Genomic DNA, 13,217 nt, shown 5'->3' on the forward strand with positions numbered 1-13,217 from the left:
GACTCCTAACGATTTTGATGAGAATGTTCAGGCACGCGCCCGACAACCTTTAGATTTGAAAACTTTGAAAACACCTGCGTACATGGTGCCCTTGACGTGGATTGAACACGTGGCCTCTCCCTTACCAAGGGAGTGCTCTACCACTGAGCTACAAGGGCAGCTTGTTTTGTGCACAGCTATCGCACAAAAATAAAACTGGAGCGGGTGAAGGGAATCGAACCCTCGTCATAAGCTTGGAAGGCTTCAGCTCTACCATTGAGCTACACCCGCAGGGACCACCACTTCAGCCGCATCAATCACGCACACGATTAAGCAATTCTCTTCCTATGGTGGAGGGGGCTGGATTCGAACCAGCGTACTCAGAGAGAACAGATTTACAGTCTGTCGCCTTTAACCACTCGGCCACCCCTCCGTAGGGAACCCCGAATTATGCAGAAGTTCGATTTCACTGTCAATAGCTTTTTATGAAAAGGGAGTGAAATTTTGCAATGCCGGATGCTGGCAGGCGACGCTGCTTTAATGTCGCGATACAACAACAAATAAGCAAATTATTGATTTAAAAGAATTATTTATTAATTCTTAATTTGTTTTCGCTCAATTTACAGGCTTAGCCGGAAAGTTATTAGAATAATAAATTCTAACGATCATCGCTTGGTAGCGGGCATTACTTTGCTATTCGAATTAGCTCCCCCTGCTTACGCTCCACGTTTAGCATAAAACATGTCTGCCGACCCGGTTTTTTAACAGATCCTTGAGGCACGGAATTTGCGTTAGCATGCACACATCTGTCATCCGACGCCTGATGTTGTCCTTGATTTTTCTATTGCCCATGACACTAAAATCGATCTTACTCATATGTGCGCACCCAGCCCTGCATCGCTCGCGCGTTAATCGCCGCATGATAGAGGCCGTCAGCGATCTGCCTCATGTACGCGTACACGACTTGTACGAAACCTATCCGGATTTTCATATTAATTTAAGGCATGAACAAGCTCTGCTTGAACACGCGGATCTGGTGATTTTTCAGCACCCTATCCAGTGGTACAGCATGCCTGCCCTGCTTAAAGAATGGATGGATGTAGTGCTGGAATATGGCTGGGCCTACGGCAAGGACGGCACGGCACTGCGAGGAAAAGATTACTGGCTGGCCGCCACAACAGGAGGTAACTCACATGACTACAGCACAGATGGTACGCATGGTCATTCCTTCGAAGCCTTCTTGCCGCCGCTACAACAAACTGCCAATTTATGCGGCATGAACTGGGTGCCGCCGTTCTTGCTGTTCGGCGCATTGCAGGTCGATGAAGTCGGCGTAAAAGCGCATTGCCAACGCTATCGAGAATTACTCCAAACCTACCCAGACTGGGCGAAGTTGCCAACGACGCCGATGCCAGAGATCAAGGAAGCATGATGGACAATACTTTGTTGCTGAACGCCTTGATCTACTTACTGGCAGCGGTGATTGCCGTGCCGGTGGCAAAGCGGCTGGGACTCGGCGCTGTGCTCGGCTACTTACTGGCGGGCATGGCGATCGGCCCTTGGGGCTTACGCCTAATTGAAGATGTACAGGTCATCTTGCATTTTTCAGAATTCGGTGTGGTGCTTCTGCTGTTCGTTATCGGCTTGGAACTGGAGCCGAAGCGCCTGTGGTCCATGCGCCGCCCTATTTTTGGCTGGGGCGGCGCGCAAGTCTTGGGCTGCACGGTCGCGCTTAGTCTTGTGGGGATCGCGTTTGGCGCAGGCTGGAAGACATCGCTGATCGCCGCACTTGGCTTATCGTTATCTTCGACTGCCATCGCACTCGCGACTTTAGATGAACGCAATCTGATGGCGACACCGGCTGGCAGCGCCAGTTTTTCGATTTTACTATTTCAGGATATTGCGGCGATTCCCATGATCGCCTTGATTCCCTTGCTGGGTGTGGCAGAGAGCCAGGGCGACACCGAAGGCTGGCTGGCCGGCCTGAAGGTGGTCGGCGTGATAGCCGCGCTGATCGTCGGCGGTCGCTACCTGATACGTCCGATCTTGCGCATCATCGCCAAAACCGAGATGCGTGAAATCTTTACCGCGTTCGCTTTATTGCTGGTGATTTCTATCGCGCTGCTGATGGAGTCGGTGAATATGTCGATGGCGCTCGGAACGTTTTTGGCCGGCGTCCTGCTGGCAGAATCTGAATACCGTCATGCGCTGGAGAGCGATCTGGAGCCATTTAAGGGACTCTTGCTCGGCTTGTTCTTCATTGCAGTCGGCATGTCGGTGGACTTCGGCCTGTTCCTGACTAAACCGCTGCAAATTCTCGGCATCGTCTTGCTATTTTTACTGGTCAAAATGAGCGTGCTGTATCTGCTGAGTCGTCGTTTCTCGATTCCTAAAGCACAGCGCTCCTTGTTCACATTTTTACTGGCGCAAGGCGGGGAATTTGCTTTTGTGGTGTTCGCCACTGCGACCGGCGCCAAGGTTTTTTCTGCCGAAACCTCCGCCCTGCTGGTCGTGGTGGTTGCCTTGTCGATGGTTGCAACGCCGCTGCTGCTGGTGATCTACGATAAATGGCTGGAGCCGCGCCTGCGCAATCTGGAGAAACCGCCCGAAGATGAGATCACGTCGCAAGATAATCCCGTGATCATCGCGGGCTTCGGTCGTTTTGGTCAGATTGTCGGGCGCCTGCTGTATGCCAACCGGATCCGCTCGACGGTCCTGGATCACGATCCCGATCAGATTGAAATGCTGCGTAAATTCGGTTTCAAAATTTTTTATGGCGATGCGACGCGGGCTGATTTACTCCACGCTGCCGGTGCCGGCAAGGCAAAAATTCTGGTGATCGCGATTGATGATGTCGAAGATAGCCTGGCATTAGTGGATATCGCCAAAGAACATTTTCCGCATCTGACCATCGTGGCGCGCGCTCGCAACATCACGCATTGCTATCAACTGATGGACAGGGGCGTGAGTATTTTCGAGCGCGAAACCTTTGAATCCTCGCTGCAAACCGGTCGCCAGGTGCTGCAACTACTCGGCTTCAGGGCCTATCAGGCGCGCCTGAGTGCCTTACGCTTTCGTGATCACAACATCAAGACCATGCATGCAGTGTATCCGCATTACAAAGACCAGCAGCAAATGGTTTCCTTATCTAAACAAGCCAGGGATGAGCTGGAAGAAATGTTCGCCAGAGACCGGGAAGCGCGCGAAGTCGCGCATAAAAATGGCTGGGATGCGTCCTGATTGCGGATTAGGGTATACTGCCTCACTTATTTCATTGGGGAGTAGCCCGTTTCAATCGTCGGCATAGCCAGATAGCGACACTGAAGTAAACGCATCAACATACTTGACAGCCGTCATGGTGCGTTTGACTGGAAGCCAGAAACTGTTTCAGGCGCTAGTCCGGCAAGACCTTTGATATATGTACCTTTTTGACCAGGGATTGGGCGAGAGGTGCATCTATCATTGGTTAAATTCGCCCGATCCGCCTATCTCATGGAAGCTTTCCTCGTCTCTGCCTTAGCCATCGCCATCGGTGAAATTGGCGACAAAACACAATTACTCGCATTGCTACTTGCCGCCCGTTATAAAAAACCTTGGCCGATTATTGCCGGCATCCTGGTCGCCACGCTGGCCAATCACGCGCTGGCTGCCTGGCTGGGCCAATGGGTTGCATCGCATGTCTCGCCGGATATTTTGAAATGGGCTCTGGGCCTGTCGTTTCTAGGAATTGCCGCCTGGACGCTTAAACCGGATGAGATGGAAGAAAACAATCTGAGCGAAAGCCGTTACGGCGTTTTTTTACTGACCTGCGTAACCTTCTTTCTTGCCGAAATCGGCGACAAAACCCAGCTCGCCACGGTGGCACTTGCGGCTAAATACAGCAGCCTGACCTGGGTCGTCGCGGGCAGCACATTAGGTATGCTGATCGCGGATGTGCCTGCGGTGTTTCTCGGCAAAATCGCGGCGCCGAATTTTCCTTTCAAGCTGGTGCGCTGGATAGCGGCGACGATCTTCGCCATCTTAGGCAGCATCGTATTACTTGGCCTTGGCAACCGTTTTTTTAATTAAGAATTCTATGACATCGTTTACTTTACCCGCTGGCACCCTGGTGAAATTCGGGACCATCTCTACCCGGCTCTACCCCATCCTGAGGCACGGCATCCATGCCGATGCGATACGTGCAAGCCTGCATGCTGACGCCGGACAACCGGGCGTCGCCGATGGGATTTATGTCGGTGAATTGATGGCCTACTTCGCCGCATGTACGGCGTTTTGTCACGCCACCAGCAGCCTGCATGCGGCCTATGAAGCGACTCTGGGCAACTTTGTACAAGCACTGCAAAATGCGCACGGTCAAAAACCGGAAATGCCGGAACTCGAAGAAATCGCGGCGCAAGCGGGCTTGCCCATTATCCTGGAAATTGAGCTGGCAGAAGACTGCGCCGTCCATGCAGACGAGGTCTTTGTCGAGGCGGAAAAAGCGGAGAGAAGCTGGAAACTCTGGCGCAGCGTGGCGATTGTGCGCGAAGGCGGTATCCCCGCCCAATGGATCAAACAATTTTATTTCCCGCGCTTGCTGGACTACAAAGATGTCGGCAGCTCGCGCAATCCGCGCATGCTGGAACAAACCGCAGATAGCGCACTGATGGTTGGCGGCCTGATGCAGTCATGGCATAAAGATACGCCAGGCGATTTATTGCTCGCCTTCAAAAAACAATATGGCCGCACGAACTTCTCCCAAAGCAGCGCCTTCAACGACACCGCACTGGAACGTTTTTTTAACCTGAACGCGATGCTTGATCCGGCGACACGCTTGTTGAATCAGATGAGTATCTGGCAAGACCTCGATGCACTGGCGAAGAAACAGGAAATCCCGCTGGGATAAAACTAGAACCACCTGCTCCGGCACCTGATACCGGAGCAGGCAGTCGATGCGAGTGCATCAGGCGCTCGGGCTACGCTTCACGAAAAATAAAGCCGTACCAATCGCCATCAAGACTCCGCCAAAAAAGCGATTCTGCTTTTTCAATAAACGCGGATCACGGAAGAAACGCTGCATCGACGACGCAGCCAATGCATAGCTATGCATGACCACCAGGTCGATCAGGCACATCGTTACGCCGAGTATCAATAATTGCGGCAATAAGGGTGCGTCGTGACTGATAAATTGCGGCAATACCGCGACCATAAAAATAATCCCTTTGGGGTTCGTCGCATTCGTCAAAAAACCGATCAAAAACCGCTTGCGCCAATCGGGCATCACGAGGTTTGCTGCGACCATCTCATCATGAGGCACATCGACCTTGGCGCGCCATTGGCTGATACCGAGGTAAATCAGATACAAGGCGCCGACGGTTTTAATCACATTAAACGCGATTTCGGACGCCATCAAAATCGATCCCACGCCGGCACCGGCGATCGCCAATATCAACAACAATCCCACTTGCAAACCTGCGATCGTTGTACTGGTTTTTTTAACGCCGTACGATAAGCCATGCGACATCGACAACACTGCGCCAGAACCGGGGGAAATCGCGATCAGGCAAGCCGCGAAGAAAAAAGTAAGCCAAGTAGTCAACAGCATGATCAATCCCAGAGTATTTCAGGCCATCATTCTAACTGTACGTCGCCAATCCTGCTGCGCATCCGATCCGGCGTCAGCAAATTCAAGCGCTTTTTAACCGGCCTAAGATCGCATCATCGCCGCGAGCAACTGACTCTTCAAGGTTTTGATCAGTGCGGTTTCGTCCGGCGGCACCCCTTCTACCGCAGCAACGGCGCGGTCAGCGTAGAAAAACCCCAGGGATTTTTTTTGTATCACCAAAGGCAGCACGATAAAGCTGCGGGTGTCGGGCAGTAATTGATGGTGCCATGCCGGTAGCAATTTTTGTATCTTCGGCACTGCTGCATCTGAAATCATCAGGTCGACGTTATTACTCATGGCCAGATGAAATACATCTTGTTCACTTTTAATCGGAAATGCAAAACCGCGTTGCCGCTCTGCATATAATTCACCGACCGAGACACGGGCGACGTAGCGCGAGGTTTGCAACTCACGCAAACAGGCAGTCGCAAAGCGGAAGCCCATGCTGCTGTAGAGCGTCTCCAGCACCAGCAAAATCATATCGTTGAGCTTGATCTGATCGGATGCCAGCATTTGCGTGACATCCTGTACCCCCGCCAGCAACAGGTCGCGCGCATTATGCGGTTTGCCGCTGGCATAGCGCTCTGCCTGTTGCATCTGTTCGGAATCATAGGTTTTCAGCAAAAATTCGCTGGGTACGCCTTGATCTTCCGCCAGTTCATCTCCAGACTGTCCATCGGAGGGCAGGGCAATATCCATGCTTTCTGCTAACTGCCGGGTTTCTTGCACCACTCTGCTTAAAAGTTCTTCCAGCTTGCTCTGATCGAGTTCCAGCACTTTGCCGAATTTCAGCAGCAAAGGCTTGCAACGGGCGCTCAGCTTATCGCTGGCGGTAGTCAGCACCAAGCCTGCCACTTCATCGCTAAAACTGGCGACCTGCTTCAGCCAGTCGTTGCGATGTGTGGCTTTTTTTTGCTCTCCCATAGGCAATGGCCCGAGCGACTGAATGATGGATTCGGGGATCTTCCATTCCTGCAAGGCCAAGTCGCCCAGCCGGTCATAGCTGCAGCCCATTAACAAATTGGCGGCATTGCCGGCATCGGCATGACCGCTCGCGAGCATCGCTTCTATCCGTCCGAACAGCACATGATCGAACGAGGCGACCAGCAGGCGACCGATATTTTTAAACAAAGCGGCAACCGCCGCTTCTTCCGCATCCTGATACCTGCCGCGCTGCGCCATTTCACGGCCGACGATACTCGCGCACAAGGCATGCATGAGTTCTTTACGTACGCTTTGCGCCTGGCTTTTATCCTTGAAGCAGTCGACCAACAGCATCGCGAGTGCGCTGGTCTTGACCATATTAAATCCGAGCAAAAAGATCGCTCTCGAGATGGTCGTGACCGGCACGCCGGCCATCGTGCGGTAATGAATCGTATTGGAGAGGCGCAGGATTTTCTGGGTTAAGGAGACATCGGCCAATACAAAATGCGCAAGTTTGGAAACCGAATCTTCGCCGCTGGAAGTAATCTCGACGACTTTGCTCACGGCTGCGCCCAGCGTCGGCAAGGCCATATCCTCGCTGATTTTTCGCAGCAAGCGGTCACGCGGCGGTTCTGGCGCGTGCTGACCTAAATAAACCGAAGTGTCGTTGGACATGGTTGGATTTCGCTGGCGAAGGTACTTGCTGCCAAGGTCTTGGTGCCACGTTCAACGTCACGCCATATGACGTGAGGGATTGCGGCACTCGGATGACAGCGGAATTTTGCTGGGATTGTTATTTAGTTTTACGTAGCACATTGATGCCATATTTCTTTTGCAATTCATCATACATACCCCGAATCGCTTTCAGGCGCGGATTCATAGGATCCAGACGACGCGCCGATTCGATCAAATGTTTTGATTGTTCCGCGATCTGATGATCCCAACCCTGGTGCTCCAGACATTTCAGGGTCGCCAGGGCAGCATTCATGACCACTTGCGGATTATCCGGCGATTTACGCGCTGCGGTCGTCAGCAATTCAACTGAACCGCGGAAATCGCCTTGTTTAGCTTTTTGCACCCCTTGCGCGACCAGGTCCATCACTTCTTTTTGACTTTGCTGGGCCAGCTCCTTCCCCAGATGTCCTTTACCGGCATTCTCAAATACCCCCAATGCGCGCGCCATGACTTGCTGATTGGTCGCATTGCGCATCACGTCGAGAATGACCTCCGACGCCTCGCCTTCCTGATTATTGTCGAGACAGCTTTTTGCCAGTCCAAGTTTGATGTTGGTGGACAGGCCGATATTGTCACGGCTCGCTGCGACGGCAGCGCCCAGCTCCTCGGACAGTCGGGCATCTCCTGTAGAAGCATGGATTTTGGCAGTCGAAATCGCCTTGCAGGCAGCCGTCTTTTTCAGGCCGACCATGTTTTTTTCCATGTCGCGGATGACTGATTTCGCTTGCTCAGTGTCGCCCTTTTGCACCAGTGCGTCGACCAGTTTGACATGGTCTTCGGGGTCGCGGAATTCGGAAAATTTGGCCTTGGCAACAACTTTTTTAAAGGTCGATTCGGCGGTTTCCACATCGCCGGTTTCCAAGGCGATCTCACCCAATTTACGCAGGCGGCGCACGGCATGTGGCGATACCCCGACTGCCGTGGTCAGCACAGTCTGCGCCTCGGGCAATTCGCCGATTGCCTCATGGGTCTTGGCCAGCCAGTCGTAGGCATCCATGTATTTGGTATTTTCTGCGACCAGATTCTTGAGAATGTCTTCCGCTTCCTCATAGCGCCCTTGCATGAACAAGGTCTTGGCCAGCCCCAGTCTGGCCCAGGCGACGGTTTTCATCTCGTATAAGGCGGTATACAACTCTTCAGCCTCGGCGGCTTCGCCCAGGATCACATGCAGTTCGGCACGTATGCGCATGAAGTCGACCAGATACCGGGGGAAATCGCGCTCGCCATGATGACAGGCATTGATCGCTTCGGTCAAAGCGCCTTGCTCCATCAGGCTGAATACTTCGACGAAGGCTTTGCGTTTTTCCATCGCCTTGACGACGCGCTCCAGCAGCGTGTCGGCAGTAAAAGGCTTGAGCAGATAGTCGGACGGCGCCAGCTCCGCCGCACTGACGACTTTGGCATAGGCACGTTCAGCCGTGACCATGATAAAGATAGTCGATAACGGCGTCAGCTTGTGATGCCGTATATCTTCCAGCAATTGCTGTCCGTCTTGTCCTACACCGAGATCGTATTCGCATAAGATCAAGTCAAATGGTTTCGACTGGATCGCGCGGATAGCCGTGCCCGCCGTCAACGCATGTTCAATTTTGTTGATGCCGCATAAGTTCAGCATATTATGCAAACTGACCCGCATGCCTGCATGCGGCTCAATGAGCAATGCTTTAATGTCAGCCAGATCACTCATGGGCGCTTTCGGGAATATCGTTATTTATTATTGGCTTCGGATACTGATGCTCTTGCTTACGTCACTCTAAATCAATTTATTTTGCTAGCGGTACCGATACTAAGGTGTCGTCGCAAATATGCTAAAACTTTAACCGATTCATGCAAATTTTGAATAGAGAATACATATATTTTTGCGTTAGCTTTCACCAAAACGCCACGCAATGACTCTTTCACAAACTCATTTCAAGAAACGGGCAATCAATAAGACCAGCAAGGACAGCAAAATCGTCGACGCAAAGGGAAGTGAAAAAACCCGGCCAAACAATTTAAAACGCAAATCACCCGGCAAACGGCCGATGCCAATTTTCTCCAGCCACGGCAACAGGGCCGTGAACACAATCAAGGCCACAAAAATCGTCAGTACCCAGCGTATCATGTGCCTGCTTTCCGTATTAACTTCGTTCTCATTTCCCTATACTCCCCCTACCATCCATTAAAACCGAGCTTACTCCGCAAACCCTGATTGAACAATAAAAATATACCTGGGTGGAGTATATTAAATACCGTGCACCATCACAGTCGATGGCTGCGGTCATGGCGCAACAGGCGCCGATCGAGTTCGACGCCGCTGCCGACGATCAATACTTTAAACAATTCGCCCATTTCTGCCGGTGAAATCAGTTTTTGCAGCGCATTCGCTTGGGGCAGATATCGCATGGGATCGTCAGCCGGCGTCCGCATGAGTATCGTGGCGATACCGGCTTCCAACAAAAATCCGGCCTGACTCAGATACGCCAATACATCGAGTCCGCCGTCCTGCGCCACCCGCGCCATCGTCGTAAAATCGACATGCGCCGTAATATCTTGCAAACCCGGCAAATAAAACGGATCGGGATGAGCATGATGCCGATAGTGGCACATCAAGCTTCCCTGCGCTCTTTGCTCGAGGTAATACTCGCGCCCGGGGAAACCGTAATCGAGCAAAATCGCCACCGCCGCCCTGCCCGGCTGCGCTGAACCTGCCTTCAGCATCGATGCCAGGCTGCGCATAAATCCGCAACTTACCGCATGCAACTCGGTCAGGTAGCCGACTGGCAATTCGTCGGCTTCGGGAATTTGCGCCTGCAATTGCGCCGACAACGCCGCATCGCAAGCGCGCTCGCTCCACACAAAATGCGCCGCTTCCAGCCCGACGCCGACCTCGCGCCAGCCTTGCTCAGTCTTGCGCACCAATTGCACCGGCATCGCATCGAGCACTTCATTGCCGAGCACCACACCGCTGAAGGCCGCCGGCATTTGTTGCAGCCATTGCACCTGCGGGAAATCTTTCAGCAAAACTTCTTGCCTTGCCCTGAGCTCGCCCGACAATTCCACGATAAAATAGCGCTCAACGGCAATCCCCGAAACTTGGCATTCCGACAAAAAATCGAAAGCCAGCCGCCCGGTTCCTGCTCCGAATTCCATCACATTGGCACTAGTTTGCACAAATAAAGCGCCCGCCAATTGCGCTAAAGTCGCACCGAAAAGCGGCGACATCTCTGGCGCGGTTGTAAAATCACCGTCTTTACCGAGTTTTGCCGCACCGCCGCTGTAATAACCGAGATCCGGCGCATACAGCGCCAGTTCCATATAGCGGGCAAACGAAATCCAGCCTGCCTGTGCTGCAATGTCGGTGCCGATGAGTTTCTGCAAAGCCTGCGAAGCGGCCAAAGCATCGTCGCCAGGGACGGGGAGTGAGAGTTGTGGTCGTGGAGAATGAGGTAGTCGCATACCCGCATTGTATAAAAATCGTCGCCATTACAGGGATAATTACAGGGACAATAAGTGAGAAACCAGTGAAAACGCATTCCTATGACTGAATCAGCTAACAACGCGGCTAGCAGCGAGAAGCCGCGCGTCGCCCTCGTGACCGGTGCCGCCAGGCGCATCGGCCGCACCATTGCGCTCGCACTGGCGCAGCGCGGCTGGGACGTGGCCGTGCATTACGGGCAATCGGAAGAAGAAGCGCTCAGCCTGGTCGCCGAGATCAAGGCTCTGGGACGACGCTCGGTCGCCTTGCAATGCGATTTAGGCAATGAGCATGCGGTGCAAGCACTGCTACCCCATGTGATCGCCGCGTTCGGCGGCATCCAGTGCATCGTGAATAATGCCTCGCTGTTTGAAGAAGACCAGATCACTAGCCTGTCGCAACGGCTGCTGGACCAGCACATGCACGTCAACCTGCTCGCCCCCCTGCTGCTGGCACGCGCCCTGCATGCGGCGACACCGGATGGACAGCAAAGCTGCGTGATTAACTTGCTGGACCAGAAGCTGCAAAACCTGAATCCCGATTTTTTGTCCTACACCTTGTCCAAGGCCGCCTTGCAATGCGCAACCACTACGCTGGCCCAGGCATTGGCGCCGAAAGTGCGGGTGGTCGGCGTGGCGCCCGGCATCACCATGATATCGGGTCATCAGACTGCCGCCGATTTTGCGCAAGCGCATCAGGTCACGCCGCTGGGCCGCTCCAGCACCCCTGAAGATATTGCGAAGACGATTTGCTTTGTCGCCGATATGCCGGCAATCACAGGCAGCACGATTATGGTGGATGGCGGACAGCATCTGCTGCCATCGACACGCGACATCATGTATGTCGTCACGGCCGACACTGTGCTGCCGAACTCCTTACCACCTCTTTGATTGAGCCGAAACACTTATGTTATCTGTCCTCCACTATCCCCAGCTCGCCGATTGCCGCCGCCTGTTTTTGCGCAACTACGAAGTCATGATCAATATCGGTGTGCACGATTTTGAGAAAAAGGGCGAGCAGCGCGTCCTCATCAATGTGGATCTGTATATCCCGCTCGCCTTGTCGACACCGACCGCCGATCACCTGAATGAAGTGGTCGATTACGATTTCATGCGCGAAACCATCGCCCAGCGTATGGCACAAGGCCATGTGCATCTGCAAGAAACCTTATGCGATGACGTGACCAAAAGCATGCTGGCGCACCCGCGCGTACGCGCGGTGCGGGTCTCGACCATGAAGCCGGATGTGTATCCCGATTGCGAAGGTGTCGGGGTCGAAGTGTTCCAGATTAAAACGGAGATCTGATTGATCCTGCCGCCAATCTGACCTGATTGCTGACCTGACTGATTTATTAAAGAAACCCAAGCACCATCATGCAAGTACAAGAAACCAGCTTCGCCGCTCCAGACACCGCCGTCATCCATGATACGAACCCTGTATCCGCCACTGTAACGGTCAGTCAAAAGTCGCAAGAAAAAATCGCCTACGAAAATAACAAGCTGCATAAGCGCCTGTGTCGCCAGGTCGGTCAGGCGATCGGCGATTTCAATATGATAGAAGAAGGCGACAAGGTGATGGTCTGCCTGTCCGGCGGCAAGGACAGTTATGCGATGCTGGATATCCTGATGACCTTGCGCGAACGCGCGCCGATTGATTTTGAGATCGTCGCCGTCAATCTGGATCAGAAGCAACCGAATTTCCCTGATCACATCCTGCCGGCGTATCTGGAACAACTCGGGATCCCGTATCACATCGAGAATCAGGACACTTACAGCATCGTCAAGCGCCTGATCCCGGAAGGCAAAACCACCTGCTCGCTGTGCTCGCGCTTACGGCGCGGCATTCTGTACCGCGTCGCCGACGAACTCGGCGCAACCAAGATCGCACTCGGCCATCATCGCGACGACATTCTGGAAACCTTTTTCCTGAACATGTTCTTCGGCGGCAAACTCAAAGGCATGCCTGCCAAATTGCAATCGGATGACGGCAAGCACATCGTGATCCGTCCGCTGGCGTATGTCAAAGAAGCCGATTCCGAGCGCTATGCGCAGGTCAAGGGATTTCCCATCATTCCATGCGACCTGTGCGGCTCGCAAGAAAACCTGCAACGCAAGCAAATCAAAAACATGCTGCGCGGCTGGGAAAAAACCCATCCGGGCCGGGTGGAAAGTATTTTTTCTTCACTCGCTACCGTCGCGCCATCGCATCTGATGGACCAGAATTTATTCAATTTCAAGGACCTGGATATCGATGGCGTCGCAAATCCGGACGGCGATATCGCCTTCGACGATGAACCGTGCGCGACACCGGAGAAGAATGTGATTTCACTGCACTTCGGTCACGACGACTAAAGTCATTACTTTATCCAAAGGACTTACGAAAACGGCAAGCTGCGTCGCACCATGTGCACATTAAAACCGCAGGCTGGACGCGGCTTTCAGAGGCATTGTGCGCCAGGAGGCGCGCCCGACTTGCGGA

The 13,217-nt window shown here is 53.2% G+C and carries 12 protein-coding genes, 3 tRNA genes and 1 riboswitch; of the genes, 7 read left to right on the top strand and 8 right to left on the bottom strand.

All coding sequences use genetic code 11. The features are described from left to right. Positions 1 to 83 precede the first annotated feature (83 nt). The 3 genes from LPB67_RS09220 to LPB67_RS09230 form a co-directional block, all read right to left on the bottom strand. Positions 84 to 158: transfer RNA gene (locus LPB67_RS09220), tRNA-Thr, on the bottom strand. Between the two features lie 38 nt (positions 159 to 196). After that, positions 197 to 270: transfer RNA gene (locus tag LPB67_RS09225), tRNA-Gly, on the bottom strand. A gap of 57 nt (positions 271 to 327) precedes the next feature. Then, positions 328 to 412: transfer RNA gene (locus tag LPB67_RS09230), tRNA-Tyr, on the bottom strand. A 363-nt stretch (positions 413 to 775) separates the two neighbouring features. Here LPB67_RS09230 and LPB67_RS09235 point away from each other — a divergent pair. From LPB67_RS09235 to LPB67_RS09250, 4 genes are all read left to right on the top strand, one after another. Then, on the top strand, positions 776 to 1,411 hold the full coding sequence (locus tag LPB67_RS09235) for an NAD(P)H-dependent oxidoreductase (RefSeq protein ID WP_262836852.1): 636 nt from the start codon (positions 776 to 778) through the stop codon (positions 1,409 to 1,411). After that, complete coding sequence (kefC, locus tag LPB67_RS09240; RefSeq protein ID WP_262836853.1) at positions 1,411 to 3,219, top strand: glutathione-regulated potassium-efflux system protein KefC; 1,809 nt, start codon at positions 1,411 to 1,413, stop codon at positions 3,217 to 3,219. Before LPB67_RS09235 ends, kefC begins: the two co-directional genes overlap by 1 nt. A gap of 24 nt (positions 3,220 to 3,243) precedes the next feature. Beyond that, positions 3,244 to 3,379: riboswitch (yybP-ykoY riboswitch) on the top strand. 92 nt (positions 3,380 to 3,471) lie between these two features. After that, positions 3,472 to 4,047: a TMEM165/GDT1 family protein gene (locus LPB67_RS09245; RefSeq protein ID WP_262836854.1), complete on the top strand. Its 576-nt coding sequence runs from the start codon at positions 3,472 to 3,474 to the stop codon at positions 4,045 to 4,047. 7 nt (positions 4,048 to 4,054) lie between these two features. Beyond that, positions 4,055 to 4,864 (top strand): hypothetical protein, encoded by an 810-nt coding sequence (locus LPB67_RS09250; RefSeq protein ID WP_262836855.1) that lies wholly within the window; start codon positions 4,055 to 4,057, stop codon positions 4,862 to 4,864. 57 nt (positions 4,865 to 4,921) lie between these two features. Here the strand turns inward: LPB67_RS09250 and LPB67_RS09255 are convergent, their stop codons facing one another. The 5 genes from LPB67_RS09255 to LPB67_RS09275 form a co-directional block, all read right to left on the bottom strand. Further along, the gene (locus tag LPB67_RS09255) at positions 4,922 to 5,563 is read right to left on the bottom strand and encodes a LysE family transporter (protein ID WP_262836856.1); all 642 of its coding nucleotides are present in this window, start codon (positions 5,561 to 5,563) and stop codon (positions 4,922 to 4,924) included. A gap of 102 nt (positions 5,564 to 5,665) precedes the next feature. Continuing rightward, positions 5,666 to 7,222, bottom strand: coding sequence for an HDOD domain-containing protein (locus LPB67_RS09260; protein ID WP_262836857.1), 1,557 nt, complete (start codon positions 7,220 to 7,222; stop codon positions 5,666 to 5,668). Between the two features lie 118 nt (positions 7,223 to 7,340). Next, on the bottom strand, positions 7,341 to 8,969 hold the full coding sequence (locus tag LPB67_RS09265; protein WP_262836858.1) for a tetratricopeptide repeat-containing response regulator: 1,629 nt from the start codon (positions 8,967 to 8,969) through the stop codon (positions 7,341 to 7,343). A gap of 219 nt (positions 8,970 to 9,188) precedes the next feature. Then, positions 9,189 to 9,386, bottom strand: coding sequence for a DUF2905 domain-containing protein (locus tag LPB67_RS09270; protein ID WP_262836859.1), 198 nt, complete (start codon positions 9,384 to 9,386; stop codon positions 9,189 to 9,191). 137 nt (positions 9,387 to 9,523) lie between these two features. After that, a complete protein-coding gene (locus LPB67_RS09275) occupies positions 9,524 to 10,720 on the bottom strand; it encodes a class I SAM-dependent methyltransferase (protein WP_262836860.1) in 1,197 nt (398 codons plus the stop codon). 81 nt (positions 10,721 to 10,801) lie between these two features. On the opposite strand from LPB67_RS09275, the gene LPB67_RS09280 reads away from it, so the two are divergent. From LPB67_RS09280 to ttcA, 3 genes are all read left to right on the top strand, one after another. Further along, positions 10,802 to 11,629, top strand: a complete 828-nt coding sequence (locus LPB67_RS09280; protein WP_262836861.1) for an SDR family oxidoreductase — start codon at positions 10,802 to 10,804, stop codon at positions 11,627 to 11,629. Positions 11,630 to 11,645: 16 nt separating this feature from the next. Further along, entirely contained in the window at positions 11,646 to 12,044 is a 399-nt protein-coding gene (locus LPB67_RS09285; protein WP_262836862.1) for a dihydroneopterin aldolase, read from the top strand. A gap of 68 nt (positions 12,045 to 12,112) precedes the next feature. Next, positions 12,113 to 13,090, top strand: a complete 978-nt coding sequence (ttcA, locus tag LPB67_RS09290) for a tRNA 2-thiocytidine(32) synthetase TtcA (protein WP_262836863.1) — start codon at positions 12,113 to 12,115, stop codon at positions 13,088 to 13,090. Positions 13,091 to 13,217: the final 127 nt, after the last annotated feature.

The organism is Undibacterium sp. Jales W-56 (genome assembly GCF_025548535.1).
GTDB lineage: Bacteria > Pseudomonadota > Gammaproteobacteria > Burkholderiales > Burkholderiaceae_D > Undibacterium.